Genomic DNA, 20,722 nt, shown 5'->3' with positions numbered 1-20,722 from the left:
CCCGACCTACCTGCCTGAAGGCCGCCGTACGTCACGATCGCCCGCATCGAAGTGCTGAATCGGCCTGATCCAGTGCCCGTTGCCCTCAGAAGCTGCGTTCATGTCGATCACCGAGGTCGACGCTGAGAGCCGGATTCTGGATCGGATGACCCCGGGGTAGTGCTGTGACCGCATAGGTTCCCCGGGTTGCAGGTCCTGCTGCAACAGCGAGGGCGTCCTCCCCCAGCGCATGCCTTCTTCGTCTGCTGCAGCCGCTGCCCCTCCTGGCAGGTCAGTCTGCGTACTCGTACCGGTTCCGACATCGCTTTTCCCCTGCAGGATGGACCAGTCACGCCCGAACCCGGCGCGGCTCGCTCAGCATCACCTGTCATGAGCGATGCGGAGCCCCTTCTCAACTGGCTGCAGAACTGGTACTCGCAGCAGTGCGACGGCGGCTGGAGGCACGAGTGGAGCGTAGATCGCCACGCTCGACAACTCGGCTGAACCATCGGCATCGATCTGGAGCAGAGGGGCCTGGAAGGGCGCGAGTACACCCTCCAAGAGGTCAGCCGCAGCACGCAGGGCTGGGTGCATACCTGGACCGCTGAGAAGATCTTCCACGCCGCGTGCGGCCCCGGAAACCTCGCCGAGGCCCCCACCCTCTTTCGGGGACCTGGGCTACAACGACCGTCTCTTGAGCCGCTATACAGCCGGAGACACCGAACCGGTCAACCTGTGCGGTCGGAGCAGCAGCCGGCGGAGCGCCCGTCCTCAGCGCCCCACCCCACCGCCCTCAGCCCTCCGCCTCGTCGTCCTCGGCCGGGGTCACGCGTCCGGTGAGCGCCGCGAGCGAGTTGCGTACGTGCTTCATGTGCGCCTGCACCTCCTCGCGGCCCTCCTCGTGCTCGCGCAGGACGCGTTCCGTCTCGCGGACCACCCGCTCCTCGCGTACCCGGGCCTCGGCGAGGAGTTCGGCGGCGCTCGCCTCCGCGTCCTCCTGGCCGTGCCGGACGGCTTCCTCGGTCTCCGCGAGGGCTCGCTTCGCCTCCGCGAGGAGTGCCTCGGCCCGCTCGGTCAGCTCGGCGTGCCGGGCGGCCGACGCGGCTTCCTCCGCCGCGAGTTCGGCCTCCGAGACCTTCCAGCGCTCGGCGTGCTCCTGCTCCTGGTGCGCCAGTACGCTCGCCGTACGGCGACGCGTCTCCCGCATCCCCGCCTCGGCGGTCCCTGCGACCTCGGCGGCCTCCCGGCGGGCCGTGGACACCGTCTCCTCGGCCGTGTGGCGTGCGGTGTCGAGCGCCTGTTCCGCGTGGGCCTCGGCCGCCTCCCGTACCGTCGCGGAGTGCTCGCGGGCCGCGTCCCCGGCGGCGCGTCCCACCGCTTCCGCCTCGTCCCGCAGCCGCTGGCCGTCCGTCCGGGCGGCGTCGTGCAGGGTCTCGGCCTCGCTCTCGGCGAGCGCCAGGATCCGCTGGGCCCGCTCGCCCAGCTCCGCGTAGGTCTGCGGGGCGAGCGTGGCCACGGTCTCGCCCAGCCGGGCCGACTCGGCGGCCAGCTCCTGTGTCAGGTCCGACAGCCGGGCGATCTCGGCCAGCGCCGCGTCCCGCTCCGCCGACAGGGCTGCCACCATGCGGTCCACCTGCTCAGGGCGGTAGCCACGTCCCCGTACGCCGACAAAGCCGTACGCGGAATCCGGTGCAGCACTCATCCTGAAGCCTCTCTCCGACTCTCCGACACCCCATCAATACGTCAAGGATGCGGTAATTGGTGACGGAAGTCTGAATCGATCAGCGGGATTCCTTCCGGAAGCGACCGGCATCACAGCCCGGGAAGCCGGAAACGCCCGGTCCCCTGGCTCATTCCAGGGGTCCGGGCGCTTCCCAGCCATCGGCGACGGGGCTCGTACGGGTCAGATCAGCCCGTCCCACATCTGCTCCAGCAGCACCGACCACCAGCTCTCCGGCGACGCGAGAGCCGCCGGGTCCAGAGCCACCAGCTGTGCCTGGAAGTCGACGGTCCAGCGGCCCGCCTGCTCCGGGTTGAGCCCGTAGCGCAGCCGCCACATCCGGCCGAGCAGCGCCATCGAGCGCACGAACTCCGGCAGCCCGGTGTTGACGAACTGCGGCGGCACCGGCTGCCCGCCCGGTCCTGCCTCCACCGGTACGGCCACGATGTTCGCCGTGCCGTACTGGACACAGATCGCCCGGCCGAAGTCCGTCCCCATCACGAGGTACGAGCCCGCGTCGGAGGCGGGCTGCACCTGCCGCTGCGTGGCCAGCTCGGCCAGTGTGGGCACCACCGGCTGACCCGGCTGCGCCCAGAAGAACGGCCCGAAATCGGCGGGCAGACCCGCCCACACCAGGGTCCGCCCCACGATCTCGGGCACCCCCTGCCGGGACACGGCGCGCTGGTCGAAGCGGAGCACGCCCTGCGGGCCGAAGGCCTGGAGCAGCTCCTCCGCGACAGCCTCCGGCGGAATGGCCGGGGCGGGCGGCATCTGCGGCAGCGGTGCCCGTACCGGCGCGGGCCGGGCAGGGCCGTCGGCGACCTGGTGCAGCTCGCCCTGGTGCGTCAGCAGATGCTGCATGCCCTGCTGGCGGCTCGCGTGGTCGGTGCCGTACGGGGCGACGCTGGTGATCCGTACCTGCGGCCAGGTCTCCCGGATCATCCGGGCGCAGTAGCCACCCGGCAGCTCGCAGGACTCCAGCTCGGTGTGCAGCTCGATCACCTGCTGCGGCGGCACGTTCATCGCGCGCAGCTCGTGCAGCATCTGCCACTCGGGGTGCGGGGTGCCGGGCGCCGAGCGGCGGATCAGCTGCTGCTCACTGCCGTCCGGCGCCCGGTAGCGCAGTACGGCCTGGTAGCCGGGCCCGACGGTCGGCTGACCGGTGGGCTGCTGCGGATAGCCGTACGACGGAGGCGGCGGGGTGTGCGGACCGTGCGGGGTGTGCGGGGTGTGCTGATTCGGCGGGCCGGGGGGCGTGGGCGCACCCGGAGCACCGGGCGGGCCGACCTGGGCGGGGCTCGCCAGCATCGTCGCGGCATGATGCACCCCGCCACCGGGCGGCGGCGTGGCGCCGGGCGGAGGTCCGGGCGGACCGGGCGGGCCGGGCGGCTGCGGCGCGCCGGGCGGGCCCGGAGGCGTGGGCGGGCCGGGAGGGCCGGGAGGACCCGGCGGGCCGGGAGGCTGCGGCGCACCGGCGCCCGGAGCGCCGGGCGGGCCCGGAGGCTGCGGGGCCGCGAGACCGCCGGGGCCACCGAGGCTGCTGCCGTCGGCGAACATCGTCGCCGCGTGGTGCATCCCGCCGCCGGGCGGGGGCGTGGCTCCGGGGGGTCCGGGCGGACCGGGAGGCGGTGTCGCTCCGGGCGGACCGGGAGGCGTGGGGAGCCCGGGAGGCGGCGTCGCTCCGGGCGGCCCCGGCGGACCGGGCGGGCCGAGCTGGGAGACGAGCTGGGTCGGCACATAGCCGCCCGCCGGAGCGCCGGGCGCACCCGGGCCCGAAGGTGGTGGCGTCGCACCGGGGCGTACGCCGGGAGTACCGGGGGCGCCGGGCGGCGGCGGAGTCGTCGAGACGCTTCCCCGCGCGCTGCGCGGGGACACGGCGGCCTTGCTGGTGGCCGCGTCCGCGATGTCACCGGCATCGGGGCCCGGCCGCGTGTTCAGCGCGGGCGCGAGGCTCGTACGCGGCAACTGGCTGCCGCCGGACATCAGCGCCGTGGGGGCGTCGGCCGATACGACCGGCGGCGGGGCCCCCTCGTCGTCGGTCCCCGAGAGCGGCGGCGCGAACACGGTGGCGGGCAGCGGGACCGCGCCCTCGTCGGAGCCCGCGTTGGTGTCGGTGCCGGCCCACGGGGTGGCCCCGAAAGGCACGGAGTGCGGCGCGGACGCGGGCACGCCCTCGGAGGCCGTGGGCTCGTGGTCGACTGCGGGTGCGGCCGGGACCACAGGCGGAACGGGCGGAACAGGCGCTGCGGGTGCGGCCGGGACCACGGGCGCGGCCGGAATCCCCGCGGCCGGGGCCGGGACCCGATCCGCTTCCGGAGCCGGGGCCGTGTCCTCATCCGTGTCGGCGCCCGCGCGCCGGTCCGGGATCCCCAGCTTGTCCGCCGCCTCCTGGAGCCACTCCGGCGGAGTCAGCAGGAACGACGTCTGATTCAGGTCGATGCGCTGGGGCGGCTCCGGCGCGACCGGTGCTCCGGCCGAGGCGCCGTACTCCTCCTCGTACCGCCGGATCACCTCGCCCACCGGCAGACCGGGCCACAGCGTGGCCTCACCGCTGTCGCGGGCGATCACCAGCCGCTGCCGCCCGCCGTCCGAGACCGGGCCGTCCACCCGGTCCTCGGCCCACACCACGAAGCCGAGTTCGAACTCACGGACCCGTACCTCGCGGTGCTGGTACGCGGCCACGTCGCCGTTGACCCACTCGTCCGCCCGCTCCTGCGCCTGCGCGAAGGTCACCATCGCGCTCACCCCTCCACCGGGACGGCCTGCGCGAAGCCGCCGTCCACCATCAGGTTCGCCACGGTCTCCAGTTCCGGCGGGTTGCCCGCCAGCCGCTGGAGGAACACATCGAAGTCCGTACCGCAGGGCAGCAGCAGCCGTTCGGCCCGCTCCTGCACGCTCCAGCCGTCCTGGTCCCTGGCGTCGTCGTACGGGCAGAACCAGACCGAGCCGATGCTGTCGCCCCGTACCTTCACGGCGAGGATGCCGCCCTGGACGAAGCCGACGCCCAGGTAGTCCTTGGTGAAGTGGTCCCGCAGGCATTTGTTCACGTACAGCAGGTCGTTCATCGCGGCCTCCTCACGCACCGTGAAGAACGGCTGGTCCACCAGCAGTCCCAGCTCCGCGTCCAGCGCCGCGCCCACCGGGGCCGAGCCGCCCGCCGCCTTCAGGAAGGTGCGGTACGCGCCCGGCAGCCGGTAGCCGAGGTCCTCCTCCACGTTCAGGACCTGCTGCTCGCTCACCGCCACGGCGCCCTTCGGCAGCCGGAAGTGCGCGGGCCGGGTCTCCTGGAGCGGACGGGTGCCGCGCCGGTTCTGGTCGACCGGAGTCGTGGCCAGGCCGGCGTGATGGCGCAGCAGCGCCTTCACCTCGACCGGGACCAGCTCCATCCGCCGGCCGCCCGCCACGTGGTGCCAGGTCCAGCCGTGCGGTGTGGCCACCGCCGGGATCGTGTCCCACAGCTCATGTCCGCTCGCCGCCAGTGCGGCGTTCGCCGACACATAGTCGGTGAGCCGCAGCTCGTCGACGCCGAACCCCTGCGGGGGATCGGCGATCTCCGCGGCGGCACGCGCGTACGGCGAGAGTTCCGGATGGCCGTTCCCGTCCACGCGCACACCCCTGGGGTGGCGGGACGCCCGGACCGGGTCCGGGAAGTGCACGACCTGCCCGGCGTAGGCCGCGTTCGGTGGCGCGGCTTGCTGCCCGAGCCGACCTGTCGTCATGGCGGTTGCCCCCTGCTGCGTCTGGTGTTCCGCACAGCCTATGCGGTGGGGCAACAGGGGGTCCCGCCCCTCCGCATCGGTCACGAACCGTCACTTCGACGTGACGGAGGGAGCGACCGTTTCGCCCCCTTCGGGCGACACGAGGACACGTTTCACCGCCCCAGCTTCCCCACGACCCGGCACATTTGGCAGGCTGTCCCCGCAACTCGGGGGATTGCAGGGAGGGACGCCAGCACCATGCATATGGCACAAACAACGACATCCGGGGACCCGCGACTCAGCTGGAGGAGCACCGAGACCAGCCGCACCCCCCGCCTGCACCACCGCCGCGACGGCATCCTGCCCGCCGTGGCCGCAGCGCTGTCCGTACGCGGGGAGACGCTCACGTGCACGGCGGGCAAGGGGGACCAGCCGCCCGTGCTCCACCCACTCGTCCAGGACTTCCTCGACACCCTCACCAGCGGCCAGCGCGAACGTTTCACCGGCCGCTGTCCCGAGGCCATACTGCTGTCCCGGCAGCTCACCGCCGCGGAGGGCAGCCGCTCCAAGCGGGCCCAGCGCAAGCCGCTGACCAACGGCGAGGCCCGCCGCGCGCTGAAGCACTCCCGCATCACCGCCCGCCGGATCCGCGAGGACGGCGACCCCCTGCACGGCAGCTACGCGCCGCCCTGCCGCTCCTGCACGGCGATGCTCGCCCACTTCGGCGTACGCCCCGTCGACCTCACCGCCACCGGGGCGGCGACCACCGCCGAGAAGGGCTGACCGCGCGCAGATGCACGACCGACATCAGCAGCACACCTCCACCCGCTTCCCCGTCGCCGTCGACGCCGCCCTGCGCGACGCCGGCTGGCAGCCGGGGCGCTGGGACATCCGGCAGGCCGAGGAATGGGCGGACGAGCTGCGCTCCCACTCCTCGCCCGCCGGACATCAGCACGCCGTGTTCCCGGCGGCCGTCGAGGCCTGGGCGGAGTTCGGCGGGCTGCACATCACCGCCTCCGCGCCGGGCCGCCAGATCGCCCCGGCCGCGGTGCGCATCGACCCGATGAGCGGGCTGCATCTCGCCCGGACGCTGGGCGACCTCGGACGGGCGCTGGAGACGGAGGTCAGCCCGCTCGGCGAGGAGGGGGAAGGGCAGGCCGTGCTCGCGATCGACAACGAGGGACGCGTCTACAGCATCGACCACACGGGCGACTGGTACCTCGGCGCGGACATCGACCAGGCCCTGGCCACGCTGGTGACGGGCGCCCAGCCGTCGCGGCTGGCACCGGGCTGACGACGCCCGAGCGGGCGGGCCGTGGCCCCTGGGGGCCGTGAGTCCGTAGGGCCTGCTACCCGCACAGGACCGCGATCCGCACGGGCAGGGATCCGCACGGGCCGGGATCCGAGCACGGGCAGGGATCCGCACAGCACAGTCCCGGCGCCCCGGGGCGGAACCCGTACAGCACAGCCCCAGCGACGCGGGCCGGGATCCGCACAGCACAGCCCCAGCGACCCGGGCCGGGATCCGCGCGGTCCCCGGCTCAGCCCGCGTCCGGCAGTACCGCCGAGACCCGGAAGCCCCCCGCGTCGGTCGGGCCGGAGACGAACACGCCGCCCAGCCCCAGCACCCGCTCCCGCATCCCCACCAGGCCGTTGCCCCCGCTCGGCAGTCCCGCGTCCGCCGCGGCGCTGTCGGAGGGGCCGTTCTCCACCTGCATCGCGACCTCCTCGCCGCGGTGTGCGAGCCGTACCCAGGTCTTCGCCCCCGCCGCGTGCTTGTGCACATTCGTCAGGGCCTCCTGCACCACCCGGTACGCGGTCTGCTCGACCTCGGGCGCGTACGGGCGCAGCTCGCCGTGGACCGAGAGCTCGACCGTCATCCCGGCCTCCCGTGACTGCGCGACGAGCTTCTCCACCTCGTGCAGGCGCGGCCCGTCCTCGCTCGCCGCCGCCGCCGCGGCAGCCGCCGCCCGGCCCACCTCGGCGAGGGGCGGACGGCCTCCCGCCGCGGGCGCGACCAGCGCGTCGCCGCTGCGCAGGACACCGAGCATCTCGCGGAGCTCGGTCAGCGCCTGGCGTCCCATGTCACCGACCAGCGCGGCGTTGCGCACCGCCTTCGCGGGGTCCTTCGGGGCGACCGCCTGGAGCGCCGCCGCGTGGACGACCATCAGGCTGACCCGGTGCGCGACCACGTCGTGCATCTCCCGGGCGATGCGGGTGCGCTCCTCGGTCCGCGCCCACTCGGCGCGTTCCTCGGCGCGGTCGGCGAGCAGCGAGAGCTCCCGCTCCAGGGAGTCCGCCCGCTCCCGCAGGCTCTCCATGAGCCGGCGCCTGGCCCCTATGTAGAGGCCGAACAGCAGCGCGGGCGCCGTCAGCCCCAGCGACATGAACAGCGAGGTCAGCGGTACGTACCAGTCGTCGGGCCCGAAGTCGGCCTGCTCGGTGACGCTCTGGCGCATCCGTACGTAGGTGACGATGAACGTGCCGACGAGCGACATTCCGGTCAGTACGACGGTGATCCTGCGCGGCACCTCGGACGCGGCCAGCGTGTACAGGCCCACAAGGCCCATCAGGAAGCCCATCTCGGCGGGCGTCGTCGCGATCGACACGAGCACCACGGCGATCGGCCAGCGCCTGCGTACCACCAGGACCGAGCCGGCGAACAGCCCGAACAGCACCCCGATGGGCACCGGCAGTCCGGTGTCCCGGGCGAACTCAACCCCCTCCAGCGCACACTCCAGCGCCGAGAAGAGCGCCAGTCCCACGTCCAGGGCGACACTGCGCCGCCGTTCCCACCACCAGTAGCCGCGGGTGGTCGGGCCCGCCGCTTCCTGGTCTGCCCCCGTTGCGGTCATGCCTTCCAGCCTACGGGCGCACGCATCTCATTTTCGGGTGACCCGGACACCGCGCGCCGTATGCGAGCAAGAACACCGCCGGCCCGCGTCGCGAGCACCTTGTCGCCCTTGTCCCTCTTGTCTCCCTTGCCGCCTCCACCCGCCCCGCCGCCACCCCCGCGCGGCCGGGAGCGGGCGGGTTCGTCGTCGCGGAGAAGGCGGTCGGTACGGCATAGTGTTGGGTGCCGATCCGGCGGGCCGACATAATGTCCGGTTCAGTCGGAATTGATCCCCCATGGTGTAATCAGGCAGCACTGCGGTTTTTGGTACCGTCTGTTCAGGTTCAAATCCTGATGGGGGAGCACACGTACACGGGCCCCGACCTCACCGGTCGGGGCCCGCGCTCGTTTCACGCGGAAACACCCCCGGTATCCTGCGGATGTCCACCACCCGAAGCCGAAGGGCACATCCGTGAGCGCCATCAGCCCGGCCGCCGTCGTCGTCCTCGCAGCGGGTGAAGGCACCCGCATGAAGTCGAAGACTCCCAAGGTCCTGCACGAGATCTCCGGGCGCTCGCTCGTCGGACATGTCGTCGCCGCCGCCCGCGAGCTGGACCCCCAGCACCTCGTCGTGGTCGTCGGCCACGCGAGCGAGCGGGTCACCGCACACCTCTCCGCCGCGGACACTCCCGTACGGACGGCCTACCAGTCCGAGCAGAACGGCACCGGCCACGCCGTGCGCATCGGGCTCCAGGAGCTCGGCGGCGCCGTCGAGGGCACCGTGATCGTCGTCTGCGGCGACACCCCGCTGCTCTCCGGCGGGACGCTCACCGCGCTCGCCGCCACGCACGCCTCCGACGCCAACGCCGTCACCGTGCTGACCGCCGAGGTCCCCGACTCCACCGGCTACGGCCGCATCGTCCGCGACGCGGCCAGCGGCGCGGTCACCGAGATCGTCGAGCACAAGGACGCCACCGAGGAGCAGCGCGCGATCCGGGAGATCAACTCCGGGGTCTTCGCCTTCGACGGCAAGCTGCTGACGGACGCGCTCGGCAAGGTCCGTACGGACAACAGCCAGGGCGAGGAGTACCTCACCGACGTCCTGTCCATCCTGCGCGAGGCCGGGCACCGCGTCGGCGCCTGCGTCACCGCCGACCACCGCGAGATCCTCGGCATCAACAACCGGCTCCAGCTCGCCCAGGCCCGCACCCTGCTCAACGAGCGGCTGCTGGAGCGGGCGATGCTGGCGGGCGTGACGGTGGTCGACCCCGCGTCGACGCTGATCGACGCCACGGTCACCTTCGGGCAGGACGTGACCGTGCACCCGGGCACGCAGCTGCTGGGAACCACGCATCTGGGCGAGGACGCCGAGGTCGGCCCGAACACCCGGCTGAAGGACACGCTCGTCCACGCGGGCGCGCGCGTGGACAACACGGTCGCGGACTCGGCCGAGGTCGGCCCCGGGGCGTCGGTGGGCCCGTACGCCTATCTGCGGCCCGGCACGCGGCTCGGCCCGAAGGCCAAGGCCGGTACGTACGTGGAGCTGAAGAACGCCACGATCGGCGAGGGCACGAAGGTCCCGCACCTGAGCTACGTGGGCGACGCGACGATCGGCGACCACACCAACATCGGTGCCGCCAGCGTGTTCGTGAACTACGACGGAGTGGCGAAGCACCACACGACGATCGGCTCCCACTGCCGTACCGGCTCGGACAATATGTTTGTGGCACCCGTCACGGTGGGGGACGGTGCCTACACCGCCGCCGGGTCGGTCATCACGAAGGACGTGCCCGCGGGTTCGCTGGCCGTCGCCCGGGGCCAGCAGCGGAATATCGAGGGTTGGGTGGCCCGGAAGCGTCCCGGCAGCGCGGCCGCGCAGGCCGCCCACGCGGCGTCCGGGGAGACCAACGGCGAAAGCTGACCGGAAACAGGTGCGCCCGACACGGCGTACCGTGATAGATGCTCACCCATTTCGGCTGGCTCGTTGCACATCGGGACCTATGCGTGCGGCGCCAGATACACGTCTGAGGAGACTGTGCTGTGACCGGGATCAAGACGACCGGCGAGAAGAAACTGATGCTCTTCTCCGGCCGCGCCCACCCCGAGCTGGCCGAGGAGGTCGCACACCAGCTGGGTGTCGGTCTCGTGCCGACGAAGGCCTTCGATTTCGCCAACGGTGAGATCTACGTGCGTTTCCAGGAGTCCGCACGTGGCGCCGACTGCTTCCTGATCCAGAGCCACACGGCTCCGATCAACAAGTGGATCATGGAGCAGCTGATCATGCTGGACGCGCTGAAGCGCGCGTCGGCCCGGTCCATCACGGTGATCGTGCCGTTCTACGGCTACGCCCGCCAGGACAAGAAGCACCGCGGGCGCGAGCCGATCTCGGCCCGCCTGATCGCGGACCTGATGAAGACGGCCGGTGCCGACCGCATTCTCACGGTCGACCTGCACACGGACCAGATCCAGGGCTTCTTCGACGGCCCGGTGGACCACCTGTTCGCGCTGCCGATCCTGGCCGACTACGTCGGTGCCAAGGTCGACCGCACCAAGCTCACGATCGTCTCCCCGGACGCCGGCCGCGTACGGGTCGCCGACCGCTGGTGCGACCGTCTGGACGCCCCGCTGGCGATCGTCCACAAGCGCCGCGACAAGGACGTGCCCAACCAGGTCAGCGTCCACGAGGTCGTCGGCAACGTCGAGGGCCGGGTCTGTGTCCTGGTCGACGACATGATCGACACCGGTGGCACGATCTGCGCCGCCGCCGACGCCCTGTTCGCGCACGGCGCCGAGGACGTCATAGTGACGGCGACGCACGGTGTCCTCTCGGGCCCGGCCGCCGACCGTCTGAAGAACTCCAAGGTCAGCGAGTTCGTCTTCACCGACACGCTGCCGACGCCGGGCGAGCTGGAGCTCGACAAGATCACGGTGCTGTCGATCGCGCCGACGATCGCGCGCGCGGTGCGCGAGGTCTTCGAGGACGGTTCGGTCACGAGCCTCTTCGAGGAGCAGGAGTAGTCCCTGCTCAGGCCGTGCCCGTAAGGGTGCGGTAGATCCACTTTGGGGTGCGGCCTCCCCGCCGGGTAGACTCAGCGAGTTGCTCGGCGAGGGAGGCCGTACCTGTTCGGTACGGCGATCCGTTATCGACGCGCTCTTCGTAGCAGGCCTGTCGTGGGCCGGGTGACCATTCGACGTCCGTCACTTACGAGGAGTGCAACCATGGCTGAGATCAAGCTCGCCGCTCAGGTCCGTACCGAGTTCGGCAAGGGCGCCGCCCGCCGCACCCGCCGTGCCAACCTGGTTCCCGCGGTCGTCTACGGCCACGGCGCCGAGGCCGTCCACGTCAGCCTGCCGGCCCACGAGCTCCAGCTGGCGCTGCGTACGGCCAACGTCCTCATCGGTCTGGAGATCGACGGCAAGGACGCGCTGGTCATCCCGAAGGCCGTGCAGCGCAACCCGCTCAAGGGCAACATCGAGCACGTCGACCTCCTGACCGTCAAGCGCGGCGAGAAGGTCAACGTCGAGATCGCCGTGCACGCCGAGGGCGACCTGGCCCCGGGCGGCAACCTGCTGGAGTACGTGCAGAACACCCTGCTCGTCGAGGCCGAGGCCACCCACATCCCCGAGTCCGTCACGGTCTCCGTCGCGGGCCTGGACGCCGGTGACTCGATCCTGGCCAAGGACATCCCGCTGCCCGCCGGCTCCGTGCTGGCCGGCGACGAGGACGCCGTCGTGCTCCAGGTCGTCGCCGCGCAGGCCGAGGAGCCGTCGGCCGACGCCGACGCCGAGACCACCGAGGCCTGAGAGTCCGACAGGCTCCGAGCCTCACCGCACCTGCTTGACTGACGGGGTGGCGGTTCCCCTCCGGGGGTTCCGCCGCCCCGTCTGCCTGTATCGACCGCTCGGTACCGGCACCCCATCCACTCGCCCGCACCCGAGGAGACCCAGCGCGATGTCCGACGCCACCGACCCCTGGCTGATCGTGGGCCTCGGCAACCCCGGCCCCGACTACGCGGCGAACCGCCACAACGTCGGCTTCATGGTCGCCGACCTGCTGGCGGAACGGATCGGCGGGAAGTTCAAGCGCGCCCAGAAGGCGCAGGCGCAGGTGCTGGAGGGCCGGATCGGGCCGCCGGGACCGGCGAGCCGCCGGGTGATCCTGGCGAAGCCGATGTCGTACATGAACCTGTCCGGCGGCCCCGTGACGGCGCTGCGCGACTTCTACAAGGTGCCCACCGACCACATCGTCGCGGTCCATGACGAGCTGGACATCGACTACGGCATGCTGCGGCTGAAGCTCGGCGGCGGCGACAACGGGCACAACGGGCTGAAGTCCATGACCAAGTCGATGGGACCGGACTACCACCGGGTGCGGTTCGGGATCGGACGGCCGCCGGGCCGGATGCAGGTCGCGGACTTCGTGCTGAAGGACTTCTCATCCACCGAGCGCAAGGAGCTGGCGTTCCTGGTCGACCGGTCGGCGGACGCGGTGGAGTGCCTGCTCGCGGAGGGGCTGGAGCGGGCGCAGAGCGCGTACAACTCCTGACATTCCCGCGGCATACCCACCACCCGTGGGGCGATTTTCGGCCACAGGTTGACCCGGGGTGCCGGTCTGGCCAAGGATCTGCCCCCATGAAGCGGAGCTCTCCCCACCGCGCGATACTCGTCGGCCGCCTGGCCGCCATGGGTCTCGTAGCCCTGTTGTTGCTGGTCGCGGGCGCGTGGTCGTCCTGGAACACCGCCCATCACATCGTGCTGTCCAAGGGCCGTGAGCACGGCACGATGACGGTCACCGGATGCGGTGAGGAATGGTGCACCGGCCCCTACGAGCCGGACGCGAAGTCGCCGGACCGTTCCCGGCTGACGGTGGAGAAGTCCGTCGCGGCGAAGAAGGGCGACCGTTTCCCCGTGGTCGTGAAGCCCGGCACCGATGCCGCCGTACGCGTCGGAACGCCGGGCTTCCTGCACGCCTGGATGCCGCTGGGTGGCTCCCTGCTGCTGGCCGCCCTGGTGATCGGCGGCGGACTGCGGCTGTCCCGCACGGCGTGGGGCTTCGGGACGGCGGGTGCGGTCCTGCTGGTGGCGACGTTCGTCGCCCTGTGACAGGACCGCACCCTCCGGCGGGGCGCCCCGGCGCCCCGGCGGCGGTCAGCCGGTGTTGCGCAGACCCGCGGCGACACCGTTCACGGTGAGCAGCAGGGCCCTCGCGAGCAGCGGGTCGGGCTCCTCGCCGCGCTCCGCGGCCCGGCGCTGACGGGCCAGCAGCGACACCTGGAGGTAGGAGATCGGGTCCAGGTAGGCGTCGCGGATGGAGAAGGTCTGCTGGAGCACCGGGCTGGTGCCGAGCAGTTCGGTGCCCCCGGTGACCTTGAGGACCTCGCTCACGGTGAGCGCGTGCTCGGCCTCGATGTCGGCGAAGACGTGCTTCAGCTCGTCGGGGACGAGCGTGTCGACGTAGTGCCGGGCGATGCGCAGGTCGGTCTTGGCCAGGGTCATCTCGACGTTGGACAGGAAGTTCTGGAAGAAGTGCCAGTGCTCGTGCATCTCGTCCAGGACCGTGCCGAGTCCGGCCTCGCGCAGGGCCTTGAGGCCCGAGCCGACCCCGTACCAGCCGGGCACGATCTGGCGGGACTGGGTCCAGCCGAACACCCACGGGATGGCCCGCAGTCCGTCCAGCCCGGCGCCCGAGTCGGGGCGGCGGGAGGGACGGGAGCCGAGGTGCAGTTCGGCGAGCTGGTCCACGGGGGTGGAGGCGAAGAAGTACGCGGGCAGGTCGGGGTCCTCGACCAGCTTGCGGTACGCGCCGTGCGCCGCGTCGGAGACGGTGTCCATCGCCGCGTCCCAGCGGGCGAGGGCCTCGTCGGACTGCCGGGGCGCGGTGTGCAGCGCGGAGGCCTGGAGGGTGGCCGCGACGGTCAGCTCCAGGTTCTCCCGGGCGAGCGCGGGGATGAGGTACTTGTCGGAGATGACCTCGCCCTGCTCGGTCACCTTGATCTCGCCCTCCAGCGTCCCCCACGGCTGCGCGAGGATCGCGTCGTGCGAGGGGCCGCCACCGCGGCCGACGGTGCCGCCGCGGCCGTGGAAGAGCCGCAGCCGTACGCCGTAGCGGTGGGCGACGTCGCGCAGCCGGCGCTGGGCGCGGTGGATCTCCCACTGGGAGGTGGTGATCCCGCCGAACTTGGAGGAGTCGCTGTAGCCGAGCATGACCTCCTGCACGTCGCCGCGCAGGGAGACCAGCCGGCGGTACGACGGGTCGGCGAGCATCTCGTCGAGAATGACGTCGGCGGCGCGCAGCTCGTCGGTGGTCTCCAGCAGCGGCACGATGCCGATCTTCGCCCAGCCGGCGTGCAGGTCCAGGAGGCCCGCCTCGCGGGCGAGGACGGCGGCGGCGAAGACATCGTCGGCGCCCTGGCACATCGAGATGATGTAGGACTCGATGACCTCGGGGCCGAAGCGCTCGAAGGCTTCCTTGATGGTGTGGAACACACCGAGGGTCTTCTCGCCCGCGGCGTCCAGCGGGGCCGGGGTCGGGGCGAGCGGGCGGCGTGAGCGGAGCTCCTTGGCGAGGAGCTTGCGCCGGTAGTCGCGCGGCATGTCGGCGTAGCGCCAGGACTCCTCGCCGAGCCGGTCGAAGAGCTGGCCGAGGGTGTGGTGATGGGCGTCGGCGTGCTCGCGCACGTCCATGGTGGCGAGCTGGAGGCCGAACGCGGACAGGGTGCGGATGGTGCGGTCCATCCGGCCGTCGGCGAACAGACCGCCGCGGTGCTCGCGCAGCGAGGTCTGGATGAGCGCGAGGTCGGCGATCAGCTCGGCGGTGCCGAGGTAGTCGCAGCCGGGGCGGTGCGGGGTGCCGGAGGCCAGGCGCTCGCGGGTGTTGACGAGCTTCTGCCGGATGCAGGTGGCCTTGAGGCGGTAGGGCTCCTCGGCGTTCAGCCGCTTGTAGCGGGGGCTGATCTCGGGGAGGCGTTCCAGGTCGGCCTGGAGGGAGGTCAGCAGCTCGTCGGTGGCGCCGGTGTAGCGGATGGAGTTGGAGAGCAGCCCGCGCAGGTAGTCGACGAGCTCCAGCGCGTCGGTGATGCCGTGCTCGTGCTGGAGGATCAGCACCTCCCAGGTGACGGCGGGCGTCACGTTGGGGTTGCCGTCGCGGTCGCCGCCGATCCAGGTGCCGAAGGTGAGCGGACGGGTGCCCGCGGGCAGCTCGACGCCGACGCGCTCCAGCTCGGCGGCGAGGTCCTCCAGGACGTCGCCCACGGCGTTGGCGTGCAGCTCGTCGAGGTAGTAGATGGCGTTGCGGGCCTCGTCGGCCGGCTCGGGCCGCACGACGCGCAGTTCGTCGGTCTGCCAGATGAGGTCGATGTTCTCGGCCAGCCGGAGGTCGTGGCGGCGGCGGTCGGCCTCGATGACGGGGGTTTCGAGAAGCTCAGCGATACGGCGGAGCTTGTTGAGCACGGAGCGCCGGGCGGCCTCGGTGGGGTGTGCGGTGAAGACGGGCCGGACGTTGAGGTTCTTGACCGTCTCGCGCAGGTGCTCGGGGTCCGCGTCCTTCAGCCGGTCGGCGGTGCGGGCGAGGAGCCCGCCCTCCGCGGCACGCCGGTCGCGCATCTCGTGGGCGCGGTGGACCTGCTCGGTGACGTTGGCGAGGTGGAAGTACGTGGAGAAGGCGCGCACGAGCTGCGCGGCGGTCTCCAGGTCCGTGTCGCCGAGGAGCTCGGCCGCGGCCTCGCCGTCGGTACGGGTCAGGGCGCGGACCCGCTCGACGAGGTCGAGGAGCTCCTGGCCTTCCTGACGTACGAGGGTCTCGCCCAGCAGGTCGCCGAGGCGTCGGATGTCCGCCCGCAGCTCGGGGCTGGCGGCAGGGGTCTGGTCGGCACTGCTCACAGTGTGCGGCTCCTTGCAGTGGTTGAGCACGGGATCCGGGGCCCTCGGCTGCAGCGGTGCTGTCGCCACGCCCCGACAAGCGGGTGCGGACCGCGCTGTCCGACCCTCCCAAGGATAGGTGTCGTCGCGAACGGCGTCTCGGCTGCCCTGAGGGGTGAGACGGATGCCGTCGGCACGGTTCCCCTACCCGGTGCGCGTGCGGGGTATCGCCGGGGGACGTGCTGGACCGGCCTCTCGTGTTGTGGCCCCCGTCACTGCCATACTTACCAGGCCGTAGGTTACGGAACCGTAGCCAGGGCCGTCCGCCCCATATCTCCTCACCCCACAGAGGACTCGCATGCCGACCAGCCCCGATGTGATCGACGATCCCCACCCGGCCGCGGACACCCGCGCTCTGCCCCTCGCCACACTCGGCGGCGACAGGAAGCGGTCGGTCGAGCAGATCGCCCTGCTGCTGTTCATCGTGGTGCCGTTCCTGGCCCTGGCCGCGGCGGTGCCGCTGGCCTGGGGGCGCGGTGTCAGCTGGCTCGATCTGGGTCTGCTGGTGGCGATGTACTACATCGGCTGCCACGGGATCACGATCGGTTTCCACCGCTACTTCACGCACGGCGCCTTCAAGGCGAAGCGTCCGCTGCGCATCGCGATCGCCGTCGCCGGGTCGCTGGCCGTGGAGGGCCCGCTGGTGCGCTGGGTGGCCGACCACCGCAAGCACCACCGGTTCTCCGACGCGGAGGGCGACCCGCATTCGCCGTGGCGGTTCGGCGAGAGCCTGCCCGCCCTGATGAAGGGCCTGTGGTGGGCCCACATCGGCTGGATGTTCGACGAGGAGCGGACGCCGCAGCAGAAGTACGCCCCGGATCTGATCAGGGACCCGGCCCTGGTCGCGATCTCCCGGCACTTCCTCGGCTTCACCATCGTCTCGCTGGCGATCCCGCCGCTGGTCGGCGGTCTGGTGACGATGTCCTGGTGGGGTGCGGCGACCGCGTTCTTCTGGGGCTCGCTGGTACGGGTGGCGCTGCTGCACCACGTCACCTGGTCGATCAACTCGATCTGCCACGCGGTCGGCAAGCGTCCCTTCAAGTCCCGTGACAGGTCCGGGAACGTGTGGTGGCTGGCGGTTCTGTCCTGCGGCGAGTCCTGGCACAACCTGCACCACGCGGACCCGACGAGCGCCCGGCACGGAGTGCTGCGCGGCCAGGTCGATTCGAGCGCCCGGCTGATCCGCTGGTTCGAGAAGCTGGGCTGGGCGTACGACGTCCGCTGGCCCGACGCCGCCCGTATCGACTCCCGGCGCAAGCGCGCACAGGCAGACGCGGCATGATTGACGACGTGGCGACCGACGGAAGCACAAGCGGCGAGAAGAGCAGACCCTCCCCCACCCGCCGGACCCGACGGGTCCGGATGACCGGCAAGGAACGGCGCGAACAACTGCTGGACATCGGCCGCACCCTGTTCGCCGACAAGGGTTTCGAAGGCACCTCGGTGGAGGAGATCGCGGCCCGCGCCGGGGTCTCGAAGCCGGTCGTGTACGAGCACTTCGGCGGCAAGGAGGGCCTGTACGCCGTCGTGGTCGACCGCGAGATGCGTCAGCTGCTGGACATGGTGACGGGCGCCCTCACGGCGGGCCATCCCCGCGAACTGCTGGAGCAGGCGGCGTTCGCGCTGCTCGACTACATCGAGACGTACACCGACGGCTTCCGGATCCTGGTCCGTGACTCCCCCGTCGCCCAGTCGACCGGCACGTTCGCGTCCCTGATCAGTGATATCGCCACGCAGGTCGAGGACATCCTGGGGCTGGAGTTCAAGGCCCGCGGCTTCGAACCGAAGCTGGCGCCGCTGTACGCGCAGGCCCTGGTGGGCATGGTGGCGCTGACCGGCCAGTGGTGGCTGGACGTCCGCAAGCCGAAGAAGGCGGAGGTCGCCGCCCATCTGGTGAACCTGGCCTGGCACGGCCTGGAGAACCTGGAGTCGAAGCCGCGCCTGATAGGCCACCGCAAGAACTGAGCCGACGCTTCCCCCGAGGCGGGACCGGCGTGCCGTTCCCCCTCTTCACCGGCATCACGCCGGCCGCCCCGAACGGGCTCCGGCCCCGCGCGACGGCCCGCGGGCCGTCAGCCCCGCCTGCGGGCGACGGCGAAGACGCGGCGGAACGGGAAGACCGTGCCGTGCGGGCCCGGCGGGTACGCGGCGCGGAGCAGGTCGCGGTATTCGGCGAGGAAGGCGTCGCGGGCCCCGGGGTCGCCGGCGAGCGCCGTGAGGACCGGGCGGAGGGCGGTGCCCTTGACCCAGTCCAGGACGGGATCCTCCCCGGGCAGGGTCTGGAGGTAGGTGGTCTCCCAGACGTCCGCCTCACAGCCCAGGTCCTGGAGCCGGGTCAGGTAGTCGGCGGGGGTGAGGACGGCGGCCGTGCGGTCGCCCACGCCGTGCAGCAGGGGACGCCAGCGGTCGGACTCGCGGAGTGCGGCGAGCAGCGTGTGGCTGGGGGCCGTGAAGTTGCCGGGGACCTGGAAGGCGAACGTGCCGCCGGGGGCCAGGGCGTCGAGCCAGACCGGGAAGCGGCCCCAGTGGCCGGGGAGCCACTGGAGCAGGGCGTTGGAGACGATCAGCCCGTACGTCTCCGCGGGGGTCCACGTCGCCGCGTCGGCCCGGGTGAAGTCCAGCAGGGGGCGGGTACGGGCGGCGGCCTCCTCCAGCATCTGCGGGGAGTTGTCGTAGCCGGTGATCCGGGCCTCCGGCCAGCGGTCGGCCAGCAGCGCGGTGACGTTGCCCGCGCCGCAGCCGAGGTCGGCGATGCGGGGCGCCGGGTGGCCGGGGAGGTCCCCGATCCGGGCCAGCAGGTCGTGGAACGGGCGGGTGCGGTGGTCCGCGTGGCGCAGGTACTGCCCCGGGTCCCAGGTGGGTGAAGCGGGGGGTGCGGAGGTGGGCGGCGGCGTGGCGGCGGCGGGCGAGGAGGCGGAATCGGTCATGGAACAGCATCGGCATCCAACTATCTTGATGTCAAGACACTCGAATTCAAGAGACTTCATGTCGACAGACCCTCTACACTGATCGGCATGGAGGACGAGGTCGACCGACTGGTCGCTGCATGGCGCCGCGAGCGCCCCGACCTCGACGTGGAACCGCTCGAGGTGCTCAGCCGCGTCTCCCGCCTGGCCCGCCACCTCGACCGGGCCCGCCGGATCGCCTTCTCCGAGCACCATCTGGAGCCGTGGGAGTTCGACGTGCTGACGTCGCTGCGCCGCGCGGGCGACCCGTATCAGCTCTCGCCCGGCCAGCTGCTGACCCAGACCCTGGTCACCTCCGGCACGATGACCAACCGCATCGACCGGCTGACCAAGAAGAACCTCGTCGAGCGGCTGCCCGACCCGAGCGACCGCCGGGGTGTGCTCGTCCGGCTGACCGCCGAGGGCCGCGACAAGGCCGACCAGTCGCTGGCCGGTCTGCTCGCCCAGGAGCGCGCCATCCTCGGTGAGCTGTCCCGCCACCAGCGGGCCGAACTGGCCGGTCTGCTGCGCCAGTTGACCGCACCGTTCGACAACGTCCCGACCTGACGCACCGACTCGGGGGGCCGGAACCGGCCGCCCGCCCCGGGACGCGCCCGTAAGGCCGACGGCATGCCCGGCCCGCGGCGTACCCATTCAGCCCGCGACGTGCCCGTTCAGTCCGGCGGCATGCCCGGCCAGCTCCACCACATCACCGTTCAGCTCGGCGGGGCCCACCCCCGCCCTCCTGGCCAGCGCCACCGCGGCCAGCGTCGAGTGCACGCCCAGCTTGCCCAGCACGTTCTGCATATGCGTACGCACCGTGTGCGGGGACAGGAAGAGCCGCTCGGCCACCGCCTTGCGGCCCAGCCCCGCCACCATGCAGCGCAGCACCTCGCGCTCGCGCGGCGTCAGCGACTCCACCAGCCGTTCGCTCTCGGTGCGGTGCTTGCGGGCCGCGGTCAACTCCCGCAGGACGCCCGTCAGCAGGGCGGGCGGCAGATGTGTCTCGTCGCGCAGCACGCCCCGTATCACCGCGAGGAGCCGCTGGAGCGAACTGTCCTTGGCCACCCAGCCGGAGGCCCCGGCCTGGAGCGCCCGCGCGGCCCGGCGCGGGTCGTCCCGCTCGGCGAGCACCACCGTACGCACCGCGGGCCGGTCCGAACGGACCCCGGCCACCAGCGAGATGCCGTCCACCGGACGCCCGTCCCCCTGCTGCGGGACGGCACGGGCGACGCCCTTGGCCAGGGCGCCCAGTTCCGCGTCGATCAGCATGACGTCGTAGCAGTGCCCTTCGGCCGCCGCGCGCTCCAGACAGCGCAGCGCGGCGGGACCGCTGCCCGCCGCCGCCCCGTCGACGTCCGGCTCGGCCGCGAGGGCCGCGGCGAGCGACTCGGCGAAGATGCGGTGATCGTCGACCACGAGAACCCGGATTCGAGCCACAGACATCCCCTTCGGCGGGGACGGGCCGGTACGGGTACGACACCCGGAGCATCGGGATGGTCCTCGGCCCCACGGCCGCCGCCGTGCGCCGACTGGCACCCCGCCCCGGGCGTCGTACCCGACTGTCTCGCCCCCTGAATCGGCACCGGCCCCCACCGGCGCTGGGATCAGCGTACGGGCGGGGGCCGAC

Annotated in this window: 17 protein-coding genes and 1 tRNA gene; 11 read left to right on the top strand and 7 right to left on the bottom strand. The window is 72.1% G+C overall.

Annotated elements, in window-relative coordinates; translation table 11 throughout:
* Positions 1 to 772: 772 nt before the first annotated feature.
* The 3 genes from ABT170_RS16635 to ABT170_RS16625 form a co-directional block, all read right to left on the bottom strand.
* Positions 773 to 1,681, bottom strand: coding sequence for a coiled-coil domain-containing protein (locus ABT170_RS16635; protein ID WP_351867998.1), 909 nt, complete (start codon positions 1,679 to 1,681; stop codon positions 773 to 775).
* Positions 1,682 to 1,882: 201 nt separating this feature from the next.
* Positions 1,883 to 4,435, bottom strand: a complete 2,553-nt coding sequence (locus ABT170_RS16630; protein WP_351867996.1) for an SUKH-4 family immunity protein — start codon at positions 4,433 to 4,435, stop codon at positions 1,883 to 1,885.
* A 5-nt stretch (positions 4,436 to 4,440) separates the two neighbouring features.
* Positions 4,441 to 5,418 (bottom strand): SMI1/KNR4 family protein, encoded by a 978-nt coding sequence (locus ABT170_RS16625; RefSeq protein ID WP_329943769.1) that lies wholly within the window; start codon positions 5,416 to 5,418, stop codon positions 4,441 to 4,443.
* A 237-nt stretch (positions 5,419 to 5,655) separates the two neighbouring features.
* Here ABT170_RS16625 and ABT170_RS16620 point away from each other — a divergent pair, with 237 nt between their 5' ends.
* Together ABT170_RS16620 and ABT170_RS16615 are read left to right on the top strand one after the other, a co-directional pair.
* Entirely contained in the window at positions 5,656 to 6,180 is a 525-nt protein-coding gene (locus tag ABT170_RS16620) for a YwqJ-related putative deaminase (protein ID WP_329943770.1), read from the top strand.
* A 10-nt stretch (positions 6,181 to 6,190) separates the two neighbouring features.
* On the top strand, positions 6,191 to 6,691 hold the full coding sequence (locus ABT170_RS16615; protein ID WP_329943771.1) for an SUKH-3 domain-containing protein: 501 nt from the start codon (positions 6,191 to 6,193) through the stop codon (positions 6,689 to 6,691).
* A 247-nt stretch (positions 6,692 to 6,938) separates the two neighbouring features.
* On the opposite strand, the gene ABT170_RS16610 is transcribed toward ABT170_RS16615, so the two are convergent.
* Positions 6,939 to 8,252 (bottom strand): sensor histidine kinase, encoded by a 1,314-nt coding sequence (locus ABT170_RS16610; protein ID WP_329943772.1) that lies wholly within the window; start codon positions 8,250 to 8,252, stop codon positions 6,939 to 6,941.
* Between the two features lie 268 nt (positions 8,253 to 8,520).
* Here ABT170_RS16610 and ABT170_RS16605 point away from each other — a divergent pair.
* The 6 genes from ABT170_RS16605 to ABT170_RS16580 all read left to right on the top strand — a co-directional run bounded on the left by ABT170_RS16605 (position 8,521) and on the right by ABT170_RS16580 (position 13,333).
* Positions 8,521 to 8,593 (top strand) — tRNA-Gln (locus ABT170_RS16605).
* Positions 8,594 to 8,702: 109 nt separating this feature from the next.
* Positions 8,703 to 10,151: a bifunctional UDP-N-acetylglucosamine diphosphorylase/glucosamine-1-phosphate N-acetyltransferase GlmU gene (gene glmU, locus ABT170_RS16600; protein WP_351867990.1), complete on the top strand. Its 1,449-nt coding sequence runs from the start codon at positions 8,703 to 8,705 to the stop codon at positions 10,149 to 10,151.
* Positions 10,152 to 10,270: 119 nt separating this feature from the next.
* Positions 10,271 to 11,248 carry a ribose-phosphate diphosphokinase gene (locus ABT170_RS16595; protein ID WP_266922903.1) on the top strand — a complete coding sequence of 326 codons (978 nt, stop codon included), beginning with the start codon at positions 10,271 to 10,273 and terminating at the stop codon, positions 11,246 to 11,248.
* Between the two features lie 201 nt (positions 11,249 to 11,449).
* Positions 11,450 to 12,034, top strand: a complete 585-nt coding sequence (locus tag ABT170_RS16590; protein WP_329943774.1) for a 50S ribosomal protein L25/general stress protein Ctc — start codon at positions 11,450 to 11,452, stop codon at positions 12,032 to 12,034.
* A gap of 148 nt (positions 12,035 to 12,182) precedes the next feature.
* Positions 12,183 to 12,776, top strand: coding sequence for an aminoacyl-tRNA hydrolase (pth, locus tag ABT170_RS16585; protein ID WP_266922901.1), 594 nt, complete (start codon positions 12,183 to 12,185; stop codon positions 12,774 to 12,776).
* An 86-nt stretch (positions 12,777 to 12,862) separates the two neighbouring features.
* Positions 12,863 to 13,333 (top strand): hypothetical protein, encoded by a 471-nt coding sequence (locus tag ABT170_RS16580; protein WP_329943775.1) that lies wholly within the window; start codon positions 12,863 to 12,865, stop codon positions 13,331 to 13,333.
* 45 nt (positions 13,334 to 13,378) lie between these two features.
* Here the strand turns inward: ABT170_RS16580 and ppc are convergent, their stop codons facing one another.
* Positions 13,379 to 16,108 (bottom strand): phosphoenolpyruvate carboxylase, encoded by a 2,730-nt coding sequence (ppc, locus tag ABT170_RS16575; protein ID WP_329943776.1) that lies wholly within the window; start codon positions 16,106 to 16,108, stop codon positions 13,379 to 13,381.
* Positions 16,109 to 16,445: 337 nt separating this feature from the next.
* On the opposite strand from ppc, the gene ABT170_RS16570 reads away from it, so the two are divergent.
* Together ABT170_RS16570 and ABT170_RS16565 are read left to right on the top strand one after the other, a co-directional pair.
* Positions 16,446 to 17,429 carry an acyl-CoA desaturase gene (locus ABT170_RS16570; protein WP_351867985.1) on the top strand — a complete coding sequence of 328 codons (984 nt, stop codon included), beginning with the start codon at positions 16,446 to 16,448 and terminating at the stop codon, positions 17,427 to 17,429.
* Complete coding sequence (locus ABT170_RS16565; RefSeq protein ID WP_266922897.1) at positions 17,426 to 18,112, top strand: TetR/AcrR family transcriptional regulator; 687 nt, start codon at positions 17,426 to 17,428, stop codon at positions 18,110 to 18,112. The genes ABT170_RS16570 and ABT170_RS16565 overlap by 4 nt, the downstream gene beginning before the upstream one ends.
* Before the next feature lie 107 nt (positions 18,113 to 18,219).
* On the opposite strand, the gene ABT170_RS16560 is transcribed toward ABT170_RS16565, so the two are convergent.
* Complete coding sequence (locus ABT170_RS16560; RefSeq protein ID WP_351867982.1) at positions 18,220 to 19,074, bottom strand: trans-aconitate 2-methyltransferase; 855 nt, start codon at positions 19,072 to 19,074, stop codon at positions 18,220 to 18,222.
* 87 nt (positions 19,075 to 19,161) lie between these two features.
* Between ABT170_RS16560 and ABT170_RS16555 the strand changes: the two genes are divergently transcribed.
* Entirely contained in the window at positions 19,162 to 19,659 is a 498-nt protein-coding gene (locus ABT170_RS16555) for a MarR family winged helix-turn-helix transcriptional regulator (RefSeq protein ID WP_266922895.1), read from the top strand.
* Positions 19,660 to 19,746: 87 nt separating this feature from the next.
* On the opposite strand, the gene ABT170_RS16550 is transcribed toward ABT170_RS16555, so the two are convergent.
* Complete coding sequence (locus ABT170_RS16550; protein WP_329943779.1) at positions 19,747 to 20,532, bottom strand: LuxR C-terminal-related transcriptional regulator; 786 nt, start codon at positions 20,530 to 20,532, stop codon at positions 19,747 to 19,749.
* Between the last annotated feature and the right edge of the window lie 190 nt (positions 20,533 to 20,722).

Source organism: Streptomyces sp. NPDC001787 (genome assembly GCF_040297465.1).
Taxonomy (GTDB): Bacteria; Actinomycetota; Actinomycetes; order Streptomycetales; family Streptomycetaceae; genus Streptomyces.
Note: the sequence above shows the minus strand (reverse complement) of the source record. Positions and strands in the feature narration are given on the sequence as shown.